General features: G+C 52.0%; 17 protein-coding genes. 9 read left to right on the forward strand and 8 right to left on the reverse strand.

Annotated elements, in window-relative coordinates; translation table 11 throughout:
* Positions 1 to 13 precede the first annotated feature (13 nt).
* Positions 14 to 1,084 carry a helix-turn-helix domain-containing protein gene (locus tag ACQ4MZ_RS19275; protein ID WP_430847460.1) on the reverse strand — a complete coding sequence of 357 codons (1,071 nt, stop codon included), beginning with the start codon at positions 1,082 to 1,084 and terminating at the stop codon, positions 14 to 16.
* Positions 1,085 to 1,298: 214 nt separating this feature from the next.
* On the opposite strand from ACQ4MZ_RS19275, the gene ACQ4MZ_RS19280 reads away from it, so the two are divergent.
* From ACQ4MZ_RS19280 to ACQ4MZ_RS19315, 8 genes are all read left to right on the forward strand, one after another.
* Positions 1,299 to 1,637 (forward strand): helix-turn-helix transcriptional regulator, encoded by a 339-nt coding sequence (locus tag ACQ4MZ_RS19280; protein WP_430847462.1) that lies wholly within the window; start codon positions 1,299 to 1,301, stop codon positions 1,635 to 1,637.
* 1 nt (position 1,638) lies between these two features.
* Complete coding sequence (locus ACQ4MZ_RS19285) at positions 1,639 to 4,332, forward strand: ABC transporter permease (RefSeq protein WP_430847464.1); 2,694 nt, start codon at positions 1,639 to 1,641, stop codon at positions 4,330 to 4,332.
* Between the two features lie 250 nt (positions 4,333 to 4,582).
* Entirely contained in the window at positions 4,583 to 5,623 is a 1,041-nt protein-coding gene (locus ACQ4MZ_RS19290) for an LLM class flavin-dependent oxidoreductase (RefSeq protein ID WP_430847466.1), read from the forward strand.
* 115 nt (positions 5,624 to 5,738) lie between these two features.
* Positions 5,739 to 6,158 (forward strand): SRPBCC family protein, encoded by a 420-nt coding sequence (locus ACQ4MZ_RS19295; protein ID WP_430847468.1) that lies wholly within the window; start codon positions 5,739 to 5,741, stop codon positions 6,156 to 6,158.
* A gap of 143 nt (positions 6,159 to 6,301) precedes the next feature.
* A complete protein-coding gene (locus tag ACQ4MZ_RS19300; protein WP_430847470.1) occupies positions 6,302 to 7,402 on the forward strand; it encodes a sensor histidine kinase in 1,101 nt (366 codons plus the stop codon).
* Positions 7,399 to 8,172: a LytR/AlgR family response regulator transcription factor gene (locus ACQ4MZ_RS19305; protein ID WP_430847472.1), complete on the forward strand. Its 774-nt coding sequence runs from the start codon at positions 7,399 to 7,401 to the stop codon at positions 8,170 to 8,172. Before ACQ4MZ_RS19300 ends, ACQ4MZ_RS19305 begins: the two co-directional genes overlap by 4 nt.
* A gap of 233 nt (positions 8,173 to 8,405) precedes the next feature.
* Positions 8,406 to 9,146: an AraC family transcriptional regulator gene (locus tag ACQ4MZ_RS19310; protein ID WP_430847474.1), complete on the forward strand. Its 741-nt coding sequence runs from the start codon at positions 8,406 to 8,408 to the stop codon at positions 9,144 to 9,146.
* Between the two features lie 265 nt (positions 9,147 to 9,411).
* Positions 9,412 to 11,205: a DUF885 family protein gene (locus ACQ4MZ_RS19315; RefSeq protein ID WP_430847476.1), complete on the forward strand. Its 1,794-nt coding sequence runs from the start codon at positions 9,412 to 9,414 to the stop codon at positions 11,203 to 11,205.
* A gap of 246 nt (positions 11,206 to 11,451) precedes the next feature.
* Here ACQ4MZ_RS19315 and ACQ4MZ_RS19320 read toward each other — a convergent pair whose 3' ends face one another.
* The 6 genes from ACQ4MZ_RS19320 to ACQ4MZ_RS19345 form a co-directional block, all read right to left on the reverse strand.
* A complete protein-coding gene (locus tag ACQ4MZ_RS19320; RefSeq protein WP_430847478.1) occupies positions 11,452 to 11,940 on the reverse strand; it encodes a DUF6934 family protein in 489 nt (162 codons plus the stop codon).
* Positions 11,941 to 11,992: 52 nt separating this feature from the next.
* On the reverse strand, positions 11,993 to 13,315 hold the full coding sequence (locus ACQ4MZ_RS19325; RefSeq protein WP_430847480.1) for an aminopeptidase P family protein: 1,323 nt from the start codon (positions 13,313 to 13,315) through the stop codon (positions 11,993 to 11,995).
* Positions 13,316 to 13,482: 167 nt separating this feature from the next.
* Positions 13,483 to 15,066, reverse strand: a complete 1,584-nt coding sequence (locus tag ACQ4MZ_RS19330; protein WP_430847482.1) for a RagB/SusD family nutrient uptake outer membrane protein — start codon at positions 15,064 to 15,066, stop codon at positions 13,483 to 13,485.
* Positions 15,067 to 15,086: 20 nt separating this feature from the next.
* Positions 15,087 to 18,086, reverse strand: a complete 3,000-nt coding sequence (locus ACQ4MZ_RS19335; RefSeq protein ID WP_430847484.1) for a SusC/RagA family TonB-linked outer membrane protein — start codon at positions 18,084 to 18,086, stop codon at positions 15,087 to 15,089.
* 38 nt (positions 18,087 to 18,124) lie between these two features.
* Complete coding sequence (locus ACQ4MZ_RS19340; RefSeq protein WP_430847486.1) at positions 18,125 to 21,670, reverse strand: PVC-type heme-binding CxxCH protein; 3,546 nt, start codon at positions 21,668 to 21,670, stop codon at positions 18,125 to 18,127.
* 208 nt (positions 21,671 to 21,878) lie between these two features.
* Entirely contained in the window at positions 21,879 to 24,209 is a 2,331-nt protein-coding gene (locus tag ACQ4MZ_RS19345) for a DPP IV N-terminal domain-containing protein (RefSeq protein WP_430847488.1), read from the reverse strand.
* A 333-nt stretch (positions 24,210 to 24,542) separates the two neighbouring features.
* On the opposite strand from ACQ4MZ_RS19345, the gene ACQ4MZ_RS19350 reads away from it, so the two are divergent.
* Positions 24,543 to 24,806, forward strand: a complete 264-nt coding sequence (locus ACQ4MZ_RS19350) for a CBU_0592 family membrane protein (protein WP_430847490.1) — start codon at positions 24,543 to 24,545, stop codon at positions 24,804 to 24,806.
* Here the strand turns inward: ACQ4MZ_RS19350 and ACQ4MZ_RS19355 are convergent.
* Positions 24,789 to 25,406, reverse strand: coding sequence for a TetR family transcriptional regulator (locus tag ACQ4MZ_RS19355; protein ID WP_430847492.1), 618 nt, complete (start codon positions 25,404 to 25,406; stop codon positions 24,789 to 24,791). The two genes, ACQ4MZ_RS19350 and ACQ4MZ_RS19355, sit on opposite strands and share 18 nt — an antisense overlap.
* Positions 25,407 to 25,562 lie beyond the last annotated feature (156 nt).

The raw sequence follows: 25,562 nt of genomic DNA on the forward strand, positions 1-25,562 counted from the left end.
ATTCGTACTGTTGTTAATCGGTAATTGGCTGGTCAATAATTGATTGGTAGGAGGATGGGGTCACGCCCTTCACCTTCTTGAATGCAGCAAAAAAAGTCGATTTGGAATTGAAACCCACCTCATAACCGATCGCTTCGAGCGTGAGGTGCTGCTCGGTGGCGATCATTTTGCAGGCTTCGGCGATGCGCCACTCATTGATATACGTCGTGAAATTCTTGCCCAGGCGGTCGTTCAGCAAAGCCGAGAGCTGGTGCCCCGAAACCTGTATTTCCCGCGAAAGGTCGTGGAGTTTCAGGTCAGGGTTTTTGTAGATGCTTTTTTCGGCCATCACTTTTTCCAGTTTGCCCAGCCATATTTCAGCGTCGGTTTCATTGAGTTTTTTCACAACCGGCTTGTCGGGTAAAAGCAAGAACAGTTCGTCGGTTTTCTTTTTGTAAATCACGAGCGTGATCATCAGGTAGAGGACCAGCGAGAAAGCGATGGAGCCGCTGATATAGGGTGCAAATGGCGCATTGATCAAAGAAGAGAAATAGAAGAAGAATACCACCACATTCCCCATAAAAATCATCGAGACCCACGTTTCTGCCGGTTTCATGGGTTGGTTACGACTGAAAAGCTTTCGGAGCAGGCCCCGCATGTGCACACCGGAGGCTACAATGAAGGCGAACCATTGCAGGTAAATGACTTGCGGTATGACTTTTCGCCATACAAACTGATGCTCCTCATAAGGAAGCGCGATATCCACAATGAGGGTAAGGGCTGCCAGCGCCACGAGCGTCCATACCCAGCTTCTGGCTAATTTTTCACGTGGCGTCACCGCGGACCGCACGAAGTAATACAGGAACGGACCGATGAAAAAACAAGCCGAAAGGCCGATCTGCACATATATTTTGGGCAAACTTCCATCGAAATACAGAAATATCGATTTGGTAATCCGGATGCTCAATGCCAACAGCAATGCACCGAGAAAGTTGTTGGCGAGGTATTTCTTTTGGGTGAAAAACAACAGGAATATTCCCAGCAGAATGCCATTGAAAGCACCCAGCGCGCTGAAAAAAAACAGAACCTCCTTGCCTGTATTCATAAATCGGAAACGATTGTATCCCAAATGTAACTGTTTGGCAACCGGTTTTCAAGCGCTATTTGCGACTTGTCCGCTTTGATTAAACAGATGTTCGGAATCGGACATTCCTCGGACTGCTTCAATCGGTCGAAACCCGTTTTTGAATGGCTCAGGCCTGCTTTTTTAAATTTGGCACGGCATTTGTCCGACATTATCGGAATAAATGCATTCAGCCATGAAAAGAACATTTTTGGGGGAATTGGAAGAGGTCGTCCTGCTGACGGTCGCGGTGCTGGGCGAAGAAGCCTATGCCGTGACCGTCGCACAGGAGCTCGACCACAAGGCGGGCCGGGCCGTCGGGTTCAGTACCGTGCACACCACCCTGCAGCGATTGGAAGAAAAAGGATTCCTTTCGTCCGAAATGGGCGGGGCAACTGCCGAGCGCGGTGGTAGACGCAAACGCTTTTTCCGCGTGACCGCATTCGGCCGAAAAGCATTGCGCGAAACGAAAGAGGCGAGAGAAGCGTTGTGGAACGCGATGTCGCCGGATACACTTCAGTTAATGGCCCGTTGATATGGATCCGAAACCGCACTCTGCCGGGCGGCGCCTCGCTGGGCCGGGCACCGCTGGGCCGGGCACCGCTGGGCCGGGCACCGCTGGGCCGGGCCCCGATGGGCCGCCGCAGTGGGCGAGGCGCCTGCTTGCGAGCTGGTCGCACCCCGATACCCGCGAAGAATTACAGGGCGATATGCTCGAAATGTACGCCTACTGGCTCGAAAGGCTGGGCAAACCGGCGGCAGACCGGAAATATGCCCTCTCGGTCATTCGCCTTATGCGACCATTCGCACGCCCGAAACGCTCAAACGACTATTCCGAAACCTATTCATTCAGCGCAGCCATGATCCGGAATTATTTCAAAATCGCATTCCGCAACTTACTCAAAAGCAAAACATTTTCAGCCATTAACGTCCTGGGCCTTGCGCTTGGGATGGCTTGCAGCCTCATGATCATGCTCTGGATCCGCGACGAACGGGCGGTGGATGCCTTTCATGCAAACAAGGACCAGTTGTACCGCATTTATATGCGGGAGTATTTCAGCGGGAAGGTGCAGGGCGTGATCTGGACGCCGGGGCCGCTTGCCGACGAGCTCAAAAAGTCGGTGCCCGAGATTGAAATGAGTACACCGTATTCCTGGACCATCCAACAGACCTTTTCCGCCGGGAATAAAATACACAAGGAGGCGACTAACTGGGCGAGTGGGGATTTTTTTAAGATGTTCAGTTTTAAGCTGCTGCAGGGTACCACCGAGGGGGCATTGCGTGATAAGAGCAATATCGCCATTTCGCGTAGTATGGCTGAATCGTTTTTTGGAAGTCCGGAAGCGGCTATCGGAAAGGCCATCCGCTACGATAATCGCAAAGAAATGACCGTGTCTGCGGTTTTCGAGAATATCGGGCCCAACAGCTCGCTGCAATTCGATTGCCTTATGACCTGGGATGCCTACGTCGACGACAATAGCTGGGCCACGCACTGGGGCAACACTGATCCGCTCACGTTTTTCAAATTGCGGAACGACGCCGATCCCGCCAAGGTGGAAGCGAAAATGCTCCATCTGCTCGATAAAACTGACCGCGACGGAGGCAAGCCCTACAAGACCCAGCTCGCCATGCAGCCTTTTCATGAATATTATCTCAACAGCAATATCAAAGAAGCCAAAATGGACGGCGGGCGTATCGAATATGTGCGGTTGTTCAGCTTCGTGGCCGTGTTCATTCTGCTGATCGCCTGCATCAACTTTATGAATCTGGCTACGGCACGCTCGTCGCGCCGTGCCAAAGAGGTGGGTGTAAGAAAAGTCGTTGGCGCCATGCGCTCGATGCTCGCGGGACAGTTTATGGGGGAAGCGTTGTTGATAGCGACGCTATCGGCGATCCTGTCGGTGGTTCTGGTGGCCTTGTTGATGCCGGCATTCAACAATCTCACGGGCAAGCAAATGGTATTGCCGTTTTCGGAGCCGCTCTTTTGGCTGGTGATCGCGGGCTTGCTCGCTGTTACGGGCCTGCTGGCGGGAAGCTATCCTGCATTGTTCTTGTCGTCGCTTAATCCGGTACGCATTCTTAAAGGTGCCCTGAAATTCGATTCAAGCTCCGTGTGGGTGCGGCAGGGACTGGTAGTGTTTCAGTTCGGGCTGTCGATGGTACTGATCGTCGGAATGATTGTCATTTACAGGCAAGTGGGATTTGTACAAAGCAAAAACCTGGGATTCGATCGTGAAAACCTTATCTATTTCCCCATCGATGGCGAGCTTTTCAAAAAATTTGAACTGCTGAAAGAACAACTGACGCAGGTAGCGGGAGTAAAACAGGTCTCACATATGACCGCCAATCCAGCATCCAATGGAAACGGTACCGACGGCATCACCTGGCCCGGCAGCGACCCTGGCGCCCCGGTGAGGTTCACGCCGGTGGGTGTAGGTTATGATTTTACCAAAACAATGAAACTTAAAATGGCCGACGGCCGCGATTTCTCGAAGGATTTCCCTACCGACTCGTCGGGTGTGCTCGTGAACGAAACGGCGGTGAAAGCAATGGGCCTTAAAAATCCGGTGGGCCGGGAGATCAAGTGGGGCAAATCGAAAGTGCGAATTGTGGGCGTTTTGAAAGATTTTCACTTCGTGTCATTACACGCGGCCATCCGCCCGCTCATTGCCTACCTGGGCGCACGCGAGCCGCAAGGCAGCGTCATCGTCCGCATTCAGGCGGGTAAAACACCCGAAACATTGGCTGTGATCGAGCGGATATGCAAGAAGCTCAACCCCAATGTGCCGTTCACCTATGCATTTGCTGACCAGGAATATGCGCGACAATACCAGAGCGAGCAGATTGTAGGCAAACTGGCCGGTTATTTTGCCTTTCTGGCGATATTCATTTCATGCCTTGGATTATTTGGTCTCGCGGCATTCACCGCCGAGCAGCGTACGAAGGAGATCGGCGTCCGGAAAGTACTGGGCGCTTCCGTAGCGGGGATTGTGGGGATGCTTTCCAAAGACTTTCTGAAACTGGTCGTAATGGCCATTATATTGGCCTCGCCGGTAGCCTGGTACATTATGAAGCTATGGCTGCAAGGGTTCGCTTACCAGATCGATATCGAATGGTGGATGTTCTTCCTGGCAGGCGTGATTGCGGTGTTGATTGCCGTTTTTACCGTCAGCTTCCAGTCGGTCAGGGCGGCGATGGTGAATCCTGTGAGGAGTTTGCGGAGCGAATAGGCGGCTTTGAGGCTGACCGCTGATCAGTTGAATCAGTAGGGTGAGTGTCAGGCATTGTCAGGTATAGTCATTTGCCTTCGTCGAAACATGTTCTATGGCCGGTGGTCCGTTGTCGGTCGGAGGGCCCACATCGCTATACTTTTGGATACTGTGTTAAAGGTGCTGCGCCGGAATCTATACACCATGATACTGGTTTGACTATTGGATGGTTTGGAATGCCATCCAGACAAAGACGAAAATCAAACAGGAAATGGAAATAGGAATCAGCATGTTCGGGGATCTGGCATTTAACAATGAGACCCGTTCTTTTCAGTCGCCGCAGGAGCGTTTGCAGGATATGTTGGAGGAAATCAAGCTGGCCGATGAGGTTGGGTTGGATGTGTTCGGTATAGGCGAGCACCACCGGCCGGATTTTGCCGTCTCGGCGCCGGAAATCATTCTGGCGGCAGCAGCTTCTGTAACCAAGAATATTAAACTTACCAGCTCGGTAACCGTATTGAGCTCCGCGGATCCGGTGCGGGTTTACCAGAACTTCTCAACCGTAGACCTCATTTCGGGCGGTCGTGCGGAGATTACGGTAGGCCGGGGTAGTTTCATCGAGTCGTTCCCGCTTTTCGGGTATGATTTGAATGACTACAATGGCCTGTTCACCGAAAAGCTGCAATTGCTGAAAGAAATCAATGAAAACGACGTGATCACCTGGAAAGGCAAGTTCCGCGCAACGCTCGACAGGCAGGAGGTTTTGCCTCGTGCCGTGAACAACAACCTGGAAATATGGGTGGCCGTAGGCGGTACGCCGCAATCGGTAGTGCGTGCTGCGAGGCTCGGTTTGCCATTGATCATCGCCATCATAGGAGGCATGCCGTCGCAGTTCAAGCCGTTTTTTGAATTATATAAAACCGAATACCTGGAAGCAGGGCACGATCCTGCCAAAATGCAGCTGGCTACGCATTCGCACGGGCTGGTGGGACAGGACGGAAAAGCGCTGAGCGATTTGTACTTCCCTTCGTATGCGGCTCAAATGGACCGCGTCGGCCGCAGCCGCGGGTGGGCACCTTATACACGTGCGCAGTTCGAAGGCGGACAAAGCCGCAGCGGCGCATTGTTCGTAGGCGAGCCGAATGAAGTGGTGGATAAGATCCTCTACCATCAGGAGATGTTCGGCCTTACGCGCTTTCTCATGCATACGGACGTAGGTGCGCCTGCGCATAAGGATTTGATGAAGTCGATCGAACTGCTCGGAACGCACGTCGCGCCGGCAGTAAAAAAGGCTCTGACGGTGAATCAATGACGTTTTTGAAGCGGGTGCCGCAAACGCACCCGCTTTTTGTCGCAACAGGCATCGCTCCGTTTCCCGGAAACCCGGCAACTTTGTAACATCAATCATCACTAAAAAACACAAAGAAATGGAAGCGACAACACAACCTGTAACTGTACAAGCGAATATCAATGCACCGGTAGCGGATGTCTGGAATAAGTGGAATGCGCCGGAGCACATTACCCAATGGTGTTTCGCATCCGACGACTGGCATGCCCCTTTTTCCGAGAACGACGTGCGCGTAGGCGGCAGCATCAAAACCACTATGGCTGCGAAGGACGGCAGTTTCAGTTTCGATTTCGGAGGGATTTACACCGAAGTAGAGGAAAACCGCTACCTGGCTTACACGCTGGGAGACGGCCGTAAAGTGACTGTTTTATTCGAACAGGACGGCAATGGTACCAAAGTAACCGAGACATTCGATCCGGAGAATACGCATCCGGTCGAGTTTCAGCAGGCTGGCTGGCAGGCGATTCTCGATAATTTCAAGAAGTATGCGGAGCAATAAATGGTCATTAACGAAGGTATAGGCGGGCGGCCCGGTCGGTAGGATCGGGCCGCCCGCTTTTTGCTTCACCCGACTCATCAGAAAAATAGTAGATCACAGTTAATGCTACTTTATTAATTTTGATGTCCAGAATTTAAAAGTAAATGCAATCCCGAATAACATCCCGTCTTACCAACCGCCAAAAATGGGAACTTGGTCTGGGCTTCGCGGTCATATATGTGCCAATACGCATCTATATGAACGTCTTGCAGATCGATATGCCTACCTTCTGGCATCGCTTGCCGCTGTGGACGATGGAGGTGCTGTTCAGCATTGCCTTTTTTATTCTCTGGATCAATGTAATCGAATGGCTCCAGTACATTACTTCCCGCTTTCTGGGAGAAGATTTTCCCGATCGTTTTCGTGTATTGAACCAGGCAATCATGCTTGTGGTGGCGATTGGCCTGGCTATGGTGTTCAACCATTGGTACCGCTATCTCTGGCACTGGATGGAGGCGGTTTTTGATAAAAGGAGCTTCGATGTACTGCCTATTACCCTCAACAAAACCCCCGTGTTGAAACAGCGGGCCAATACGAGCATTACGGTGCTGGCGCTGATGGCGGAATATTATCTCGCGGCCAACAAGCGCGTGTACGAGCGCCTGCAAAGGGTGGTGGTCAACGAGGAACGCTTGCAGAAGGAAAACGCGACAGCCCATTTCAATGCATTGAAGAATCAGGTGAGCCCGCATTTCCTTTTCAATAATTTTAGCGTGCTCACGACGCTGGTGGAAACCAACCAGGAGCTTTCTGTCAAATTCATCAATCAGTTGTCCAAGGCATACCGGTATATTCTGGAAAAGTCGGTTTACGATTCGATTAAACTTGCGACGGAGGTTGAATTTCTGGAAACTTATATGTTCCTGCTGATGATCCGGTTTGAGAACAAGCTCAGTCTGGATATCCGCATTTCCTGCCAGGAGAAAGACAAATACTCGATCGTGCCGCTCACATTACAGCTGCTCGTGGAAAATGCGGTGAAGCATAACCGGATGTCGGCCAGCAATCCGCTGCTGATTACCATCGGTGTAGAAGGCGATTACCTGGTGATCCGCAATCCGTTGCAGGTGCGCGAGCTGCCGGAATCTTCCACACGGCTCGGCCTTCAGAATATTGTGAACCGCTATAAATTGCTGATCGACAAGCCCGTGATGGTCGATAAGACCGACGGCTGTTTTACCGTTAAAGTGCCGCTGCTTTCATGAATGTGCTTATTATAGAGGATGAATCGCTGAGTGCCAACCGCCTGGAAAGTCTCGTGGGCAAATATGATCCCAAAATCAACGTGATGGCCAAACTCTCGTCCGTGAAAGAGAGTATCCAATGGCTGAGCGACGCCGCGAATACGCGCCCTGATTTGATTTTCATGGATTTGCATCTGGAAGACGATCTGGCATTCAAGATCATCGAGGAACTGAAACTGACGATCCCCATCATTTTCACCACCGCGTATTCCGAGTATACACTCAAAGCATTCAAAGCCAATGGGATAGACTATTTGCTGAAACCGGTCGATAAGGCTGAACTCACGGCGGCGATCGACAAGTTCGTAATGTTACACGCCAAATCCGCGGCCACTCCCGCGCCGGACTTTGCTGCTTTGATGGCTATGTACCAATCGGGTAACGAGGAGGGTTATAAGGAGCGTTTCCTTGCCTCGGCGGGTCCGAAACTTTTCAGCATTCGTACGAGCGAGATCGCCTATTTTACCATTGAGCAAAAGGCCACGTTCCTCCGCACGTACGACGGGCAGCACCTCGCGATGGATTATAGCCTCGATAAACTGGCGCAAATGCTCGACCCCAAAGAGTTTTTCCGCATCAACCGCTCGCTCATCATCGCATTGAACAGCATCCGCTCCATCTACACCGTTTCGGCCGGCAGGTTGAAGCTCGAACTGACTCCCGCCACTGCGCAGGAGGTCTTCGTCAGCGGCGATCGCATGGCCGATTTCAAGCAATGGCTTGGTAAGTAACCGTTGTAACCGGGTTTCCTTTCTTCCTTCCAAAGCGGGCATTCGGCTCCTGAAATCCGGCATTGGGCACCTTTGATTTTTCGGTTTGGGCATTGGTAAACATCTTTGCTTACTGACTGTGTTTTTGCGAAAACCAACAGTAAGTTGACCATAAACCTAAACCCTGTGTTTCGTGGACGCCGGGAAGGCGCACACGGGATGAGGTGACTATTCCTAAACCCTTCTTCAACGTGATGAAAGAACTCAATATCGATCAAACCCTGAACCTGGTAAGCTGCGAAGCCCGCGAGCTCGAACAGTCATCCCGCTTTGGCGGTTTGTTTGGTATTGCATTTGTCACGGAAGGGGAGGGCGTTTTGTCCTGCGACGATGATTCGTGGCACTACGAAGAGCAGGCGATCTTTCTCCTTTCCCCCGGCCACCCAATCCATTTCAAGTCCTTTTACAGGACCAATTTACTTACTATCTTCTTCGATCCGTTCCGTATCGCCGGGGCGGCGGATCCTTTCAACAGCTTCACAGGCATGTTCCGCGCTGTGCGCGACCTGTTTTCAGTGCCCAGTTTCCTGCGCCAGAAAGAGCTCCGCAATGAAACCGACCGGCTGGCAGTTACGCATCTTGTCCGACTGATCGAAAGGGAACTCGGGCATTTGCAGGACAGCAGCCGCGAGCTCGTGGCAAATTCGGCCGCATTGCTGGTCAACCTTGTGAAACGCAATTTGCCGGATATGCACAGGCCGGAGACCGTTGCTCAATACAGCGAGGAAACCGACCGGGTGCTCAACGAGGTACGAAGAATGCTGGAAGGCAATGAATATCTCACCATTCAGGAAGTGGCCGCAGCGATGAAAATGTCGCAGTATAACCTCAACAAACTGGTGATCAAAGGGACTGGCGAGACGTTGAAAGCTATTATTTCACGGTATCGTGCCGAGCTTTTGAACAGTAAGTCAGTCGTGACGGCCGACCACTGACAGCCGTCAATCCTCTTTTGTAAAATCCTTTCCGCTTCCGGCGACATCTGCCCCGACCACAGACTTCAATGCATCAATGGCCGGGGATGACCGCATTACGCAGCCTGTGAGGGCATATTGCACGTGTCGAAAGCGCCGGAGCGGGTTAACGCACCACAGAAGGCTACCTTGCTAAAATCCGTCAATAAATGATTAAAACCGGGTACGTTTTCGCGGGGATTTTGGGCTAATTTTGGTAAAATCCAATCTTAATATCCTGAATCCTATGATGCATAACTACGTAATGCGCTCGCGTTGGGCGGTTTTTCTATTTTGCTGGTCCGCTGCATTTGCGGCAGCAGCACAGTCCACCAAATCTAAATTTAACCTATATGAACAAACCAGCGAGGTAGCGGGTCTGGTGATCCAGTATGCGCAGGACATTCGTGCGGTGAATTACTTTTACGGTCCTATGCCCGCGGAGGGGCGGGGCCAACGCGGTAATGGTCCCGCTCTCGAATCGCCGGAGCAACGTAAACGGCTGCGGGAGGTGGATAACGATTATCTGGGCAAGCTTGCCAAGGTGGATTTCAACGCGATGAGCATTTACGGGAAGGTGGATTACCTGCTGCTGAAACGCAATATCGACGACCATTTGCTGACATTGAGCCAGGAGGAAAAGGAGTACGGGCAAATTGAAAAGTACATTCCCTTCGCCGCGGGTATTTATGAACTGGAAAAGGGCCGCCGGCGTGGCGCTACCGTGGATGGGCAGGCAGTGGCAGCGAAATTGAACGATTGGCAGAAAGAAGTAAAGCAGGCCGAGGAATCGTTCAAAAAGCTGGAATCGATCGATATGCCGCTGTCGCGCATGGGTGTGGAGGCAATAACCGGCCTGCAAGCGCGGTTGAAGAGTACATTTGAGTTTTATAATGGTTATGATCCGTTGTTTACCTGGTGGGTGCCGAAGCCCTATAAAACGCTGGATAGCACATTGCTGGCCTATTCGAAACTCATCCGCAGCAAGGGGAAACTCAATACGACGCAGAAAGAGGACGCCAGCGGCATCAAAGGCGTTCCCATTGGCCGGGAAGAGTTGATTCGCCAGTTGGGAACTGAAATGATCGTATACACACCCGATGAACTGATTGAACTCGCTAATAAGGAATTCGCGTGGTGTGACAAGGAACTGCTGAAAGCATCCGCGGAAATGGGTTTCGGAAATGAGTGGAAGAAGGCGCAGGAGAAAGTGAAAAACAGCTATGTTCCGGCCGGCACCCAACCCGAACTGATCCTGAAACTTTATAATGATGCGAAGGAATTTATCCTCAAAAACAACCTCATAGACTATCCTGAGATAGCCGACGAAACCTGGGGGATGCAAATGATGACGCCGGAAAGGCAATTGGTGAACCCGTTTTTCCTGGGTGGCCGGGATATTATCATTTCTTATCCTACCAATACAATGGCGCATGACGACAAGCTGATGAGTATGCGCGGCAACAACCCGTATTTCTCGCGTTCCACCGTACATCACGAACTCGTCCCCGGCCACCATTTGCAATATTATATGAACAGTCGTTACAAGTTCTACCGCAGCGATTTCCGCACGCCGTTCTGGACGGAGGGCTGGGCATTGTATTGGGAGTTGCTTTTGTATGATAAAGGTTTTGCCAAAACGCCCGAGGAGCGTATCGGAATGCTTTTCTGGCGTATGCACCGCTGCGCACGTATCATCTTCTCGCTGAATTACCACCTGGGCAAATGGACACCCCAGGAATGCATCGATTTCCTGGTCGACCGCGTCGGCCACGAGCGCGCGAATGCGGAAGGGGAGGTAAGGCGGTCATTCGAAGGGAATTATAGCCCATTGTATCAGGTAGCTTACCTCATCGGCGGCTTGCAGCTATTCAGTCTGAAAAAGGAGCTTGTCGACAGCGGTAAAATGACATTCAAACAGTTTCACGACGCCGTGATGAAGGAAAATAACATGCCGATCGAAATGGTGCGTGCCACATTGACCAATCAGTCGCTGAAACCCGATTTCAAAACCCAGTGGAAGTTTTATCAGTTTAAATAACCTCTTTAATCACTCCTATATCATGTATTTCAAAGAGGCAAACCCGCTGGCTTTGTATGCTGGCGACGTGAGTGGTTTGCTTTTTGGAAAGGCGGTACTTGGCGGTAAGTAAAAAAGAGGCTCAATGGGCCTCTTTTGTCCTAGAAAAGAGAGGTTCTAATACTTCCCGCGCCTTTTTTAGCTTTTCAGGAAAAAGGACTCTTCCTTCGAGATAACTCATGTCTTTAACAGGCATTTCACCTGGTTTCACAGATCTAGGTTTTGAAGTTGATTCCATATTGCTTCTCTGTTTTCTTTTCTTCCAACTAAAAAACTTATATAACTCTTTCCGATAACGAATTCTTCCCAGCCGCTACATTCGGGTTTACCAAAAATAACAAATTCTTTCTGGATTTCGGCTAAATTACTGACTATGCCAATTCTATATAATCTGTTCCTTGAATCGGTACTTCCTATTGCGAACACGAGTGCATCCGGATACCAGAACATAAATTCCCTAACAGTCCATGCAACTGTACTAAGTACTTTCAGGCGATCTCCGTTATTGGTTACGACCAGGTCATTAATATCGTTAAGAGCTTCGTCAAAGTCGCCAAAAGCGAGGTTGTATACATCTCCCAACCCGGTCCATGCATACTCAACTATCTTTTTAACTGCTCCCTTGTTTCCGCAACTCATAAATTCATACACCAAATGTGATTCGTTTGCGAAGCAAGGGTAGCAGTCTAAGTTCATTCAGATGAAGGGATAAAATGGAACACAAATGAACGTAATCCAATCTATTTTTTCATCCCCTCAACGCCTCCACATCCCTTACACTTTTCACCAGCTCTTTCCCGAGTACCCTGTTGCCATTTTCGGTTATCAAGAGGTTGTCCTCAATTCGAATGCCCGTGAAATCGCGGAACAATTCCAGCTTTTCGTAGTTAATGAATTGGGCGAGTTTATTCTCGGCTTTCCAGCGGTCGATGAGGGTGGGAATGAGATAAAGGCCGGGCTCGACGGTGACGACAAAGCCGGGTTCCAGCGCACGGCCCAGACGGAGCGATTTCCAACCGAAAGTGGTGCCTTTTTTCAGGTCGTCGGTGTAGCCTACGTATTGCTCGCCCAGGTTTTCCATGTCGTGGACGTCGAGGCCCATCATGTGGCCGAGGCCGCATTGGAAGAACAGGGTATGCACGTCGTGCTCGATGGCTTCTGCCACGTCACCTTTTACGACGCCCATTTGCTTCATGCCTTCGACGAGTTTGGTGGAAGCGAGTTTGTGAATGTCTTTGAACAAAACCCCTGGTTTACAGGCGGCAATGGCCGATTCCTGCGCGTTGAGGACTATCTCATACATCTCTTTCTGAATGCTTGTAAATGCCTTGCCCACCGGAATGGTCCGCGTGAGATCGCCGCAGTAATGCGTGGCGGTTTCGGCCCCTGCGTCGCATAACGCCATTTGGCCGTCGCGGATCGCGAGGTCGCGGGCGTGGGTGTGCAGGATTTCGCCGTTGACCGTCAGGATGACGGGGTAGGAGATGTCACCGCCCCGTGCGATGGCCATGCTTTGAAGCTTGCCAGCGATTTCCTTTTCGGTCATGCCCGGGCGGGTGTCGCGCATGAAGGACAAATGCATGTCGATAGAGGTGTTTACGGCTTTTTCAAGCTCAGCAACTTCCTCTTCCGTTTTGTAAGAACGCATCGAAACCACAGCCCTAATGAGGCTCACAGAAGCCTTTTGCGCTGCCTCGGATGGATCGATGTGCAGCCATTCCTGCAATTTCAGATAATGCTCGCCGCGGTACGGAGGCAGGAAGTGAATGCTTTGCCCGCGCGACAATGCGTCTTTCAGGAAGCTGCCCACAGCTGCCGCTGGTTTTACTTGGCTGACACCCACTTTGGCCGCTTTTTCGGCCAGGGCTTCCTTCGGGCCGGTCCATACGATGTCGTCGATGGTGAGCTCATCGCCGAAAATGATTTCACTGCCGTTGTCGAGGTCGATCACGGCGGTCAGTGACGCCTGGTCGATGCCGAAGTAATAGAGGAATGTGCTGTCCTGACGGAATGGATATACGTTATCGCGGTAGTTCATGCCGCTTTCCTCATTGCCGAGAAGCAGTATCAAGCCTTTGCCTAGTTTGGATTGAAGTGTTTTTCTCCGGTTTAAGTATGTTGATTGTGAAAACATGGGATAACGGAATTTTGAAATACAATAAAAAATTTGCTCACCGAAACAAATATACTCCGTCCGGCGAGCAAATAGGAACTACCTAACCCAAATTTATAAATGGTTCAGTAACCCGGGTTCTGTTTCAGATTAGGGTTTTTGTCGATTTCATTCTGCGGGATTGGGAAGAGCGCGCGCTGGGCCGACTGCGGGCGGTGGTTGAACCATTTCTTGGTCTCATACACCCCGAATCGGATCATATCCTGACGGCGGTGTGCTTCCGCGGCGAATTCCCAGCCCAGCTCATCCAGGAACCGGCCAAACTGAATATCGTCGCCTCCCTGACGCTCGGTAATGGTGCCGTCCGTCGCCTGGTAGCCGTAATTGTAACGACTGCCTTTCGTCAGATCGGCCGCCGTTACCTTAGCCTTTTCCGGTGAGGCTTTGAACGCACGTTGGCGCACCTGCGTAACCAGTTCGGCTGCTTCGGCAGCCTTGCCGGTGCGCAGCAATGCCTCGGCTTTAATCATCAGCACATCCGCATACCGCAGGAACGGGAAGTCGTTGTCAAGGCTGCCCGTGGCATTGGGTTTGATTTTGTATTTACCAATGCGGAACCCGTCCGACGACGAGGTCTTGTCCATTCCCGGCACCGCCTTGTTGTAAGTGATCACGACGGCACCGGTTGCGGCACTTTTCTGCGGACCCATGATCCAGGTGTCGGCCAGGCGGGTGTCGGCGGCGTCGTAGGTGTCGATAAACTGGGGAACGGCACAGTTCCCTCCCCACGGACCGGCGTTCATCGGGTACACCGATCGGCTCAGGGGATCGAGGGTTTTCATGTGGATCTGGTTGCCGGTCCCGTAAATTTCATCGTAAGGAATGGCAAATATGATTTCCTTGGAATTGAAGTTCGTCCAGGTGAAAACATCGGAATAATTGGCATCCAGCACATATTTGCCGCTTTTGATCACGTCATCGGCTTCCTGGATCGCCTTCGCCCATTCGGGTGTGCCTGTGTATACCTGCGCATTAAGGTAAATTTTGGCCAGAAGCGTTTTCGCACCCCATTTGTTCATCTGGCCGTAAGTGGTGCCGGCGTTTTCGCTCAGATTCGGAAGCGATTCCGTCAGTTCTTTTACCACAAAATCATAAACCTCTTTACGCTGGCTCTGTTTGGGAAGGGTAACGTCCTTGAAGTCGGTTACAATAGGCACGTTACCATGGTTATCCAGCAAAAGGTAATAGGCGAAGGCACGCACCGCACGGAGCTCTGCGATGGTCGCATCCTTGCCGTTGGTTAGCGGCAAATCACCGTCCGCGATCTGAGACAGCACGCGGTTCACCGTGGTAATGCTGGCAAATGCCTGGCGCCAGGCATTTTCGGGCTGCCATTGCAGGGCCGTCCACGTGTGCTGGTGCATACGGCGGTAGGTGCCGCCATCGTCCCAGCCATTGGGGCGCACGGGCGTGATGATCGCGTCGGCGGCCTCTTCCTGCAAATCAAAATAGCCCTGCCAGCCGAGCATTAGCGAGCGTAGCGACGAGTAAACGGGCGCCACAATGGCCGGAAGGTCCTTTTCGGTGGGCTGGTAACTGCTCCCGAGGACTTCGGAGTACACTTGCTCGTCGAGGTCGGTGCAGGAGTAAAGCGGGACCCCGGCTAGCAATGCAGCCAGGATCGCGTATCTTATATTTTTGTTTTTCATAAATTCAAAATGTTTGTGGATCAGAATGTTACGCTCAGTCCGGCTGTAAATGTCCGGGTGGTAGGGTATTTGTCGCGGTAGTCGTTACCGGGTGAGAAGCCAGTGAAAATCACGCCCTCGGGGTCGATGCCCGTGTAGCCGGTAATAGTTGCCAGGTTGAGGCCCGACACGAAAATGCGTGCGTTTTTAATGCCTTTGATCGTGTTGGCAGGCAGGGTGTAGCCCAGCGTCACATTGTCGATTTTCCAGTAATCACCTTTTTCGATGTAATGCGACACATATACGAGGTCGGTATTGAGCACCTTGCCGTCGATCGGATCGTAGGCGGTTTTAAGCATATTGTAGGCCTTATTACGAGGGTTGTTATAGAACATGCTCTGGAAATTGAGAATGTCAAAACCAAAGGCGCCGCGCATATTCACAGCCAGGTCGAACTGCTTGTAGCGGATGTTGTTGTTCCAGCCCACAATGTGTTTTGGAATACCATTCCCATAATACTGACGGTCTTCCGGTGTAGCGTCGGCAATAGGGATCACCTCGCCATCCTTGTTTTCAATGAGCCATGCGCCCTTATCGTCCACACCTACGCTTTTCCAAACGAAGAAGCGGCCGATCGGCTCACCTACTTTCACGCGGTGTGTGCTCACCTGGATAGGCTCGCCCGTGTAACCCGCGTCGAAGAAATCGTTCGCAGCCTGGAACTGCTCGTTCGAAAGGCTCACGAGCTTGTTGCGGTTGGTGGAATAGGTGAATCCTGTATTCCATTGGAAATCACCCGTCTGGATAGGAACGATATTCAACAATACCTCGACTCCCTTGTTTTGCATTACCCCGGCATTGATAAACATGCTGCCCGTCAGATAAGGCGGAACCGGAACCGGGAAATTGTAGAGCAGATCTTTCACCTTACGGCTGTAAAAATCGATCGATCCGTTAATGCGGTTTTTCATAAACCCGAAATCCACCCCGGCATTGTATTCCTCTTTTTTCTCCCAGCGAAGGTCGGGGTTGAAGTTACGTGCCGGAACGAAGCCCGGTACCCATTTGCCGCCGATAAATGCCCCTTCTTCGCGGTCGAAGTTGTAGCTGATTTGAGACATATACGGATTGTTCGCGATCGTACCCGTTACGCCTATACCCGCGCGAAGTTTGATATCGGAAGCCGCGCCGAGGCTGCCCATGAAGTTTTCCTTGCTGATGCGCCACCCTATGGACGCCGCCGGGAATGTACCCCAACGGTTGTTCACCCCGAAGCGCGAAGAGCCCTCGCGGCGCACGCTGGCCATGAATAGATATTTGTCGCTCAGGCTGTAAGTCAAGCGGCCGAAGAAACCTGCGAGCTGCCATTTGTTTTTGGTACTACCCATGCCGGCCTGGCCTTTTTGCAATGCGCCGCCCGCACCGAGGTTGTTCCAGTCGTAGGCGTCGGTCGGGAAATCCCAGTTATTGGCCGAGAATGCCTCGTAGGTAGCGTCCTGCCAGCTGTACCCGCCGAGTACCGAGAAACGGTGCTTGCCGATGGCTTTGGAATAATTTCCGGTGAATTCAAGCAGGTTCTCGTTGTTGGCGTAGGTGCTGCGGAACGCGGTCGCATTCTGATTGCTCAGGCGCGTGGCGGTGTGATTGAATGTGGTGGAACCGCCTTCGAGGTTGCTGTTCTGAACGTTCGATACGAGTAACTTGAAGTTCAGGTCGTCGATCGGTGCATAGTCGAGGCTACCGGCCATACGCATTTCCTTGAACGAACTTTCGTAATTCGATTCATTGAGCAGCGAAACGGGATTTTCATAGAAATAACCGTCGCGCTCCTGCCATTTACCGTCGTCGGTCCGCACGCGGTCGGTAGGGTTGCGGATAATGGCCTGGCGGTAGGCGTAGCCGTAGGCCGCGTCGTCGTTGGCCGGGCTCACCGCGCCGTTGGAGCGGGTGATGCGGTTGATGATCTGTAAATTGGTTTTCAATTTGTTGTTGAACATCGCATGATTCAGGTCCGCGCGACCCGTGAACCGGTTTTGTCCCGATCTCAGGAATATACCCTCCCAGTTGCGGTAGTTGATCGAGCCGGTAAGATTGGTGGTACTGTTTCCTCCAAAGAACGTGAGGTTATGGTTATGACTAACCGGTTTTTGCATGATTTCCGAAAGCCAGTCGGTATTGCCGCCGTAATCGGTGTAAGCGATTCCTTCCTTGATTTTCTGACGGTAATCGTCGCCCGTGAGCAGTTCCGGACGGCGTGCGATGGTCTGGATATTGACATAATTGGAATACTCGATCGTCGACCGCGAAGCGCCGCGGTTTTTGCGCGTCGTGATGAGGATTACCCCGCCGGTAGCACGTGTACCATAAATCGCCGCCGCTGAACCGTCTTTTAACACGTCCACCGATTCGATATCTTCCGGTGCCACGGTGTTCAACCCGCCGGGAATACCATCGATCAGGATCAGCGGGTTGGCCGTTCCTTCAATCGAGTTGATACCCCGCAAATTGATCTGCGTGTTGGAAGTAGGAGAGCCGCTAGGGGTCGTAATGCGCAAACCGGCCACTTTGCCCTGCACCAGCTGTGCCGCGTCGCGCACGGTTCCCTGGACAAAATCTTCCCGTTTGATGCTCGCGACAGAGCTGGTAATGTCCCCTTTTTTCTGCGTACCATACCCGATCACCACCACTTCCTGCAATTGTTTCTGGTCGGGTGCCAGTTCTACAGTGAACTCACTCTGGTTGCCTACGGACAGTTCCTGGCTCACGTAACCAATGTAGCTCAGGATCAGCGTCGAGCCCTCTGGCACTTCCAGCTTGAACTTTCCATCCATGTCGGTGGCGGTACCCACGGTATTTTTTCCTTTTACGATGATGGTCACGCCGGGCAGGGGGTTTTTGTCTTCTGCGGACACCACTTTGCCGGAAATCTGTCGGTCGGCGGCGAGCGCCAGGGCGTTTTGGGTCAGGAAACAGGCGACCGCCGCCGCGAGGAGGCAAAAGCGGTGCAGTTCCCGGATCAGGCGGGATAATGGTCTTTTCATACAATTGGAGTTAGATGGTTAAACTTATTTGAGGGTACTCATTGGACTTTCATAATGCCGTTCATGATCCGCCAATGGCCGGGTACTGTGCATAGGAACGGGTAGTCGCCGGGCTTGTCGGGCGCGATGAACACCAGCGTCGCATTGCCTTCGGGGCTTACGAGTTCTGTAGCATGCAGTACTTCGGGCATTTTGGGTACATAGTTGAGCGCAATAGCATTCGCTTCCCGCGCCAGCAAGTCGGCCGCATTGCCTACTTTTTCCAATGTCCCGGGTTTGATAATGAGTAGGTTATGCTGCATGAAATCCGGGTTTGTAAACTGTATGGTCACCTTTTGGCCGGGTTTTACGGTGAAGTTTTTTTGGTCGAACTTCATTTCATGCTCGATCACTTTCAGTTTGATAGTGGTGGGTGTGCCTTTGCCTTTCAGGACTTCAGCGGTCGCTGTCGTGGGTACTGAGGCTGTACCTGAGGGTAATGGCGTCCGGGGGGCCAGGCCTTGAAAGGCCTGGTTATGGAGGTGCAGCGTACTCTTGATGTCCAGCCAGCCGTGCAGCCTTGCATTGTCGGCATACGCGCCTACCTGGTTTCCGTCGCGCAAATCGCGGCCGAGGCGGATGTCGTCGGGGATGAACGGCTGGTGGAAAAGACCGGCGGCATTACCGGTTACCGGCGTTTCGTCTTCGATCGCGAGCGTCATTTTTCCGCCTTCCGAGAGGGTGGCGTAGGCATTGAAGCGCTCATCAGGTAGTTTTCTCGTGGAAGTAACCTGGTACGATTGGCCGTTTTGACGCACCAGCCAGTGCATTTTGCCGTCCTGCATATACAGGCTATACCCGTTCTGCCGGTTCCCCTGAGACACTACCACACCCGAAAGGTCCTCCTGTGCTTTGGTGACAATGGCTTTGATCCTGATTTCTTTATGGGAAACATCCGGCGGGTAGATTGGGGGCGACCATAGATTCAACATATAAGTCTCCTCGATCAATCCACGTTCGATACGCGCCGTTAATGTGGAGTCTTTGAGCTTCGCTGCCGCTGCTTTGAAGCCATTTTCATGCTTGATCACCCCCGAAAAGATCGCCTGTGCCAGGTACTCATCTGCCGCGTTCTGCGAATCCTGGCCTGCCAGGTACAGCATCCGGTCGATTTCCTCCGAAGCGGGCAAGTCGGTCAATGCGTGGATGGTAGCCAACCTCACTTTCAGATCCGGATCGTTCAGCGAGTTGGTCCATTTCAAGGCGGAAAGCGTCTTGTCGTTACGAGGGAGCAGCTTCACGGCCGTCTTGCGAACGCCGGCTGCCGGATGGCGCATAGCGCGTACGAGTGTGTGATAGGCTTCTTCATTTGGGCCGGTGAAAGCACCGAGGGCATCGAGTGTCCATAATGCATGTACCGCAGGGCTATTTAATCCGATTTCATCCACAGATGGGTCGTTTACCATTTTGATCAGCTCCGGGATCACCGCGGTATTCTTCGATTCGACGATCAGCCGCTGTGCCGTGGTACGCCAGAACATATTGTCGTTTTTCAAACCGGCCACCAGACTTGCCGCGTCGTTTTTATCGAGTTTCGGATAGGGAGTTTGCTTCGCATTTTTCCAAACGATCCTATATATACGTCCATGCTGATTGTCGCGTAGCGGATTAATATACGCATTCCCTTTTCCATTCTCGAAACCGCGCGGGGTAGGGTTATGCTGGATGATGAAACTGTACCAATCGGCCACCCACACGGCCCCGTCCGGGCCTACTTCCGCATGTACGGGCGAGAACCATTCGTCGGCACTGGCGAGCAGGTTGAAACCATTTTTTTCCTTGTAGCCTGCACCTTTCGGTTTCAGCAAAGCCTGGTAAAGCAGCCGGCCGGTCGGTTCGCAGACGAACGCGGTGGCATTCCAGTACGATTTCGGAAAACTACGCGCCGTATAAAGGTTATGCCCCGCAGCAGCCGTGAACCCGCCATGGAAATCCACCTGCCGGAGCGCGGGCGTGAGGTAGTTCATTTCATAATGTGAATCGAGTTTGTAAACCGTATTGCCCGAGCCGTCTGCTACCGAACGCTTTACGTATTCAAGCGGCATGGCAAAATGCCCGCTGTAATTCCCGTTCGCTGTTGAAATAAACACTTCAAATTCCTCCGAAAAACCCAAGCCCCAGGTGTTGTTGGAAGTACGGCCGATGTATTCCAGGTTTTTGCCATCGTTGTCGAAGCGGTAAATGCCCTGACTGAAACTCAGCTGCTTACCTGAGTTCGTGCCGCGGAATCCTGCATAGCCCAACACACCCCAGATTTTGTTGTCCAACCCATATTTAAGGTTCGAAGGCCCGGCGTGCGTATCGCTTTTGCCCCAGCCGGAAATGATGTTCTCGCGGATATCGGCCTTGTCGTCGCCATTGGTATCTTTCAGGAAAATGAAATGTGGTGCCTGCGCCACGATAAGGCCGCCGTTCGCAAATACCAAACTGGTCGGAATATTCAGATTATCGGCAAAAATGGTGAATTTGTCGGCTTTGCCGTCGCCGTCGGTGTCTTCGCAAATCTTGATGCAGTCTTTGCCTACGCCGTCCTGGTCGCGTACTTCGTTGGGGTAGTCTCGTGTTTCGGCTACAAACAAGCGTCCGCGCTCGTCCCAGGCCATGGCAATGGGTTTCACAATGTCCGGCTCGGAAGCGAAGAGTTTCAGTTCAAAATCCACCGGGACCTGCGTCAGTTTCTGCGATTCGGCGGGGGATAGGGGCTGCTGAAACTTCGGCGCAGGGTCGCGTTTTTCGTAATTGGGGACGTTGGCGTCGGTGTAAGTGGGTTTGGGTAAATTGAATTTCGCTAGCCGCGCCTTCGCTTCATCGCTCACGGCCCACATAATGCCATTGGCAACCAGTTCCTGAAATGCAGGTTGCTTCCAGGTGCGTTCGTCGTGCCCGTAGGCAGTGTAGAATACGCGCCCTTTGCCCTGTGTGCGCACCCAGGTCCACGGTTCGTGGCGGCCGCCTTCGACGCGTTCCTGCAACACGATGATGTCCGGGTTCAGTTTCGAATGCACATAAGTTTCGTCCCAGGTTTCAAACGTCTTCCAGCCCTGCATTACCGGATGATCTGCTTTCACTACCTGCGCAGTGAATGTGCCATACTTGTGTGAGCTGAACTGGCCGCCCACCGCTTTGATATACCAATCCGAATTCTGGAAGCAGAAAGAGGCCGCGTGGAGCGGAATAAGCGCTTTACCACCCTCCACGAAGGTTTTCAACGCATTTTCCTGCGCCGTTGTAATGGTATTGTGGTTGGCATAAATCACCGCGCCGTCGTACCGCGCGAGATTTTCTGCGTTCAATGCGTTCGGGTCGGAAGTATAAGTGAGGTTAATGCCCTTCTGAAACAACGGTAACGATAGCATTGGAAAGTACTTTTCCGAGAAATGGTGTCGGCTGTCGTGGCCAAGGAACAGCAGCTCGATACGGCGGCCGTCGCCGCGGCGGCCGGTGTCAGTTTCAGTAGAGGCGGTCGGACGTTGCGCGGGGCCTCGCTTCTGCGCGCAGCCGTGCAGGAGAATGACGGAGATAAGGAAAAGTAACGTTTGTTTCATGGGAGGCTATATGCTTTAGGCTTTAAGCTGTATGCTATAAGTCTGTTATTTCTTGGTTTTTTAACGCGTCGTTTTTTGCTCTTTGGCCAGGAATGCCCATTAAGGCAGTTCACTGCCTTTGCGAATCGAACTTTCAAACTAAAAGCTTAGAGCTTATCGCCTATGGCTTATAGCTTATAGCTTACAGCCTATCGCTTACAGCCCCTTCCTACCGCCCCAGAGCTGCTGGCTGAGAAGCGATTTGCCTGTTTCTGTTCGGAGGATTTATACCTAATAGTTTTTGTACAAAAAAGTCCCTCTTTTTGCGGCGTCCGTATGGACCGCCGTCGCTGTGGCCCATGCCGGGAATTACGAGAAGGTCAAATTCCTTGTTGGCTTTGATCAACGCGTCGGCTACGCGATAGGTGCTTTCGGGCGGCACGTTGGTATCCACTTCACCGACGATCAGCAGCAAATCGCCCTGCAATTTGGCTGCATTGGTCACATTCGACTGCTCGTCGTAATGCTTGCCTACCGGATAACCCATCCATTGCTCGTTCCACCATTGCTTATCGACGCGGTTGTCGTGGCAGCCGCATGCCGAAACGGCCGCGTCGTAAAAGCCCGGGTGGAAGAGTAATGCGCCCAGCGAGTTTTGCCCGCCGGCGGAGGTCCCGTACACGCCCACGCGGGTCGAGTCCGCCTGGGGATATTTTTCGGCCAGGGCTTTCATCCAAGCAATGCGGTCGGGGAAGCCGGCATCAGCCAGGTTTTTCCAGCACACGTCGTGGAACGCCTTGGAGCGGTTGTAGGTGCCCATACCATCCATTTGCACCACGATGAAGCCCAGCTCGGCCATGCTTTGCATTTCACCATAATGGCGGAATGCCTTGGGAACAAATGAGTCTTGCGGGCCGGCGTAAATGTTTTCGATAATCGGATATTTCTTCTTCGGATCGAAGTGGCTCGGGCGGTACACGATGCCCCAGATGTCGGTTTTGCCGTCGCGGCCTTTGGCTTTGAAGATCTCCGGCAATTTGAAGCCTAATGCGAGATATTGCGAAATGTCGGCCGTTTCAAGCTTCATCACGAGTGACGCGTCAGCGGTTTTGCGGAGTTCCGAAACGGGCGCGGTGGTCATGGTCGAATAGGTGTCAACGTAGTAAGTCCGGTCGGGCGAAAACGTGAGTTGGTGCGTGGCTTTCGCGTGGTCGGTCAGTTTCACAAGGCCGGTACCATCGAATTTAATGCGGTAGTAATGAATGTGATAAGGATCTTCGTTGGCATTCATGCCGCTGGCTCTGAACCATACTTCGCGCTTCTGCGTATCGACGCTATCGATGTCGCGCACGACCCATTCGCCCTTGGTAACCTGGTTTTTGATTTCGCCGGTATGTTCGTCGACGAGGTAAATGTGCCGCCAGCCGTCTTTTTCCGAAACCCAGATGATTTCATGATTTTCAGGCAGGTAATGCGTGTAAATCATGTTCTGGTAAATAAAAGTCTCGGTCTTTTCGTCGATGATGTGCTTCGTGGCGCCACTGGTCGCTTCGACTTCGATCACCCGGAAACGCTGGTGGCCGCGGTCGACTTTTTCGTACGTAAAATGCGTCGCGTCGCCCTTGCGCCAGCGTATCACGGGCGCATTGAAAAAGTCGATCACTTCCGACTGTACCTTCACGCATTTGCCGCTTTGCACATCAATCACGCGCATTTCGTAGCTCGTAAACTCGTCGCCGGGCTGCGCGTAACCCCGCGTTTTTACTTCGCCGCGGGTGGTGTTGGGCAGGGAGGAGAATATAATGCTCACCTGCCGTTCGTCACGATGGTCAACCCGGTAGCAAACCAGGTACCGGCCGTCGGGCGACCAGCTGAGTTCACCGTACGGTTTCAGCGGATTGCCGTCGTAGGTCAGTTGTTCGCCATTCTTGTCTTCCTTTTTACTCAAATAAATATTGCCGTTGCGGACAAACGCCGTCGTTTGCCTGTCGGGAGAGACACTATCAGCCCGGAAACGCGCCCAGCGGCTAAGCTGCCTTGTCCAGCCGATATCCTTGGGTTTCGGTAACTCCGGTTTGGCGATTCTCTGTGCCGTGGCGGTTTCGGTGTCGTAAGCAAACCATTTTCCCCTGCTTTGCAGGATTATGCTGTGTTTTTCGGGCTCGAAATGAATGTCGCTGACCCATAGCTTAGTGGCCGAGAACGTGGAATCACAGGCTTTGGAAAGTGCAGCGGCTACTTTCGCCTGATCGAAGGCGGTTGTCCTCTTGTTTTCTCCCGGTTTTACGACCAGGTATTCAGTCAAACTATCCCTTAATACATTCCTGTACCAGAACGACTGCCCGTCAGCGAGCCAGTTGGGCTGTACCTGCGCTTTCAGCACGCTGCCTTTCGTGAGCGAATCCATCAGGGCCATCCTTTTATAGGACGCTGAAAGTTCGGCAGGATTGGGCTGGTACGCCGGCAGTGATTTCTGTGCCATCAATGGCGCTGCCAGGCATAGTGCACTGATGGTGTGTATGTAAAATCTCTTGTAAAGGCTTGGGTTAGGGGTTTTCATAGCTGCTCGAATGAATATAAAGGCAATACAATTCTTGTCGGCTGCCAGGCAGCCGATTGGTCTATCAGACCGACAAACGATGTGTCGGAGGGTGCTTTTTGAAAATTATCTATTTGTAAAATTAGCAGGTCGGAAAACCAAAAACTTGATGTGAATTAGCGGCTTTTTTACCGATATTAACTTATTTACTCCCGAAATTCCGCAAATCTGTGAATTTGGGTGATTTTATTTGGCTAATCCTTCAAAACGACGAATAATGGCTTGTTAGGTGCCGGGCGGGTGATTTGGCCGGGAGTGCGCACGCCGTTAATATTGTGGAGTTAAAAAAGAGCTATGAATACCGCACTGATATTGGAAACACTGGGCTGGCTGGGCGTGGTCGCCTATGTACTGGCGTACCTGCTGCTCACGATCGGCGTCCTGAAACCGAACGGCTACCCGTTTCACATCCTGAATATGACCGGCGCCGCGACCCTCATCGTGTATTCCCTCGAATACGGCGATAAGCCGAACGTCGCCGTCAATGTGATCTGGCTGATGATCGGGATAGGGGCCGTAGCCCGTCGGCTCGCGGGGCGGTCATCCCGCAACGTCTGACAGTTCCTTCAAATGCAGGATGGATAATGCCTGCTGCCGGTATTTACTCAGGCGCTGCTCGTATTCTTCCTTATCAGACACCAGGCTGAGGTAGAAATAGGCGCCGTCGATGAGCACGAAGATATTGTCCGCCACCGTTTCGACATCTTCCACATCCAGCACACCATCCAGGCGGCATTGCTCAATGTGCCCGATCAGCATCGCCCGGAGCGAATCCAACAGCTTTTTATAAAGGTCCCGCACCTTCGCGTCGTGAAAGGCCATGGCATAGCAGCCGTAGAACAGGCCGTCGTCGAAGAGCGCATTCCATTTTTTAGAGAAAATATTGCCGATGATTTCGAGCAGGGCTTTCCGCGAATCCTTCGAATGGGCGGCGCTTACCTTATAGATGAGTTTGTATTTGTCGAGAATATAATCGACCAGCCCGTACACGAGGTCTTCACGCGTCTGGAAGTAATGGATAATGAGGCTGGGGTTAATCTCCATCTTCGCCGCGATTTTGGCGATGGACGTATTTTCCAGGCCGTTCTTCTTGGCCAGGCTGTAAAACACTTTAATGATTTCCTTTTTACGGGCTTCTTTGAGGCTTTTTCTTCCCATTGGCGGTTCGGGGTGTAACGTATCGGCAATATACGGCTTTTTACGGAAACCGGAAGTTTGTTATTCGTTTAAAAATTAATTGAACATTCATTCAATTTATGATCACAATCAGATAACTATTTTTTAATATTGACGTAACTTTTGATCAGGACATTT

Source organism: Dyadobacter sp. BHUBP1, assembly GCF_050587785.1.
Classification (GTDB): Bacteria; Bacteroidota; Bacteroidia; order Cytophagales; family Spirosomataceae; genus Dyadobacter.

Excerpts from the sequence above, each read along its gene's own strand:
- ACQ4MZ_RS19290 (WP_430847466.1), top strand. The coding sequence starts at position 4,583 with ATGGAAATAGGAATCAGCATGTTCGGGGATCTGGCATTTAACAATGAG.
- ACQ4MZ_RS19300 (WP_430847470.1), top strand. The coding sequence starts at position 6,302 with ATGCAATCCCGAATAACATCCCGTCTTACCAACCGCCAAAAATGGGAA.
- ACQ4MZ_RS19285 (WP_430847464.1), top strand. The coding sequence starts at position 1,639 with ATGGATCCGAAACCGCACTCTGCCGGGCGGCGCCTCGCTGGGCCGGGC.
- ACQ4MZ_RS19280 (WP_430847462.1), top strand. The coding sequence starts at position 1,299 with ATGAAAAGAACATTTTTGGGGGAATTGGAAGAGGTCGTCCTGCTGACG.
- ACQ4MZ_RS19330 (WP_430847482.1), bottom strand. The coding sequence starts at position 15,066 with ATGAAAAACAAAAATATAAGATACGCGATCCTGGCTGCATTGCTAGCC.
- ACQ4MZ_RS19350 (WP_430847490.1), top strand. The coding sequence starts at position 24,543 with ATGAATACCGCACTGATATTGGAAACACTGGGCTGGCTGGGCGTGGTC.
- ACQ4MZ_RS19275 (WP_430847460.1), bottom strand. The coding sequence starts at position 1,084 with ATGAATACAGGCAAGGAGGTTCTGTTTTTTTTCAGCGCGCTGGGTGCT.
- ACQ4MZ_RS19315 (WP_430847476.1), top strand. The coding sequence starts at position 9,412 with ATGATGCATAACTACGTAATGCGCTCGCGTTGGGCGGTTTTTCTATTT.
- ACQ4MZ_RS19355 (WP_430847492.1), bottom strand. The coding sequence starts at position 25,406 with ATGGGAAGAAAAAGCCTCAAAGAAGCCCGTAAAAAGGAAATCATTAAA.
- ACQ4MZ_RS19320 (WP_430847478.1), bottom strand. The coding sequence starts at position 11,940 with ATGAACTTAGACTGCTACCCTTGCTTCGCAAACGAATCACATTTGGTG.
- ACQ4MZ_RS19305 (WP_430847472.1), top strand. The coding sequence starts at position 7,399 with ATGAATGTGCTTATTATAGAGGATGAATCGCTGAGTGCCAACCGCCTG.
- ACQ4MZ_RS19310 (WP_430847474.1), top strand. The coding sequence starts at position 8,406 with ATGAAAGAACTCAATATCGATCAAACCCTGAACCTGGTAAGCTGCGAA.
- ACQ4MZ_RS19335 (WP_430847484.1), bottom strand. The coding sequence starts at position 18,086 with ATGAAAAGACCATTATCCCGCCTGATCCGGGAACTGCACCGCTTTTGC.
- ACQ4MZ_RS19345 (WP_430847488.1), bottom strand. The coding sequence starts at position 24,209 with ATGAAAACCCCTAACCCAAGCCTTTACAAGAGATTTTACATACACACC.
- ACQ4MZ_RS19340 (WP_430847486.1), bottom strand. The coding sequence starts at position 21,670 with ATGAAACAAACGTTACTTTTCCTTATCTCCGTCATTCTCCTGCACGGC.
- ACQ4MZ_RS19295 (WP_430847468.1), top strand. The coding sequence starts at position 5,739 with ATGGAAGCGACAACACAACCTGTAACTGTACAAGCGAATATCAATGCA.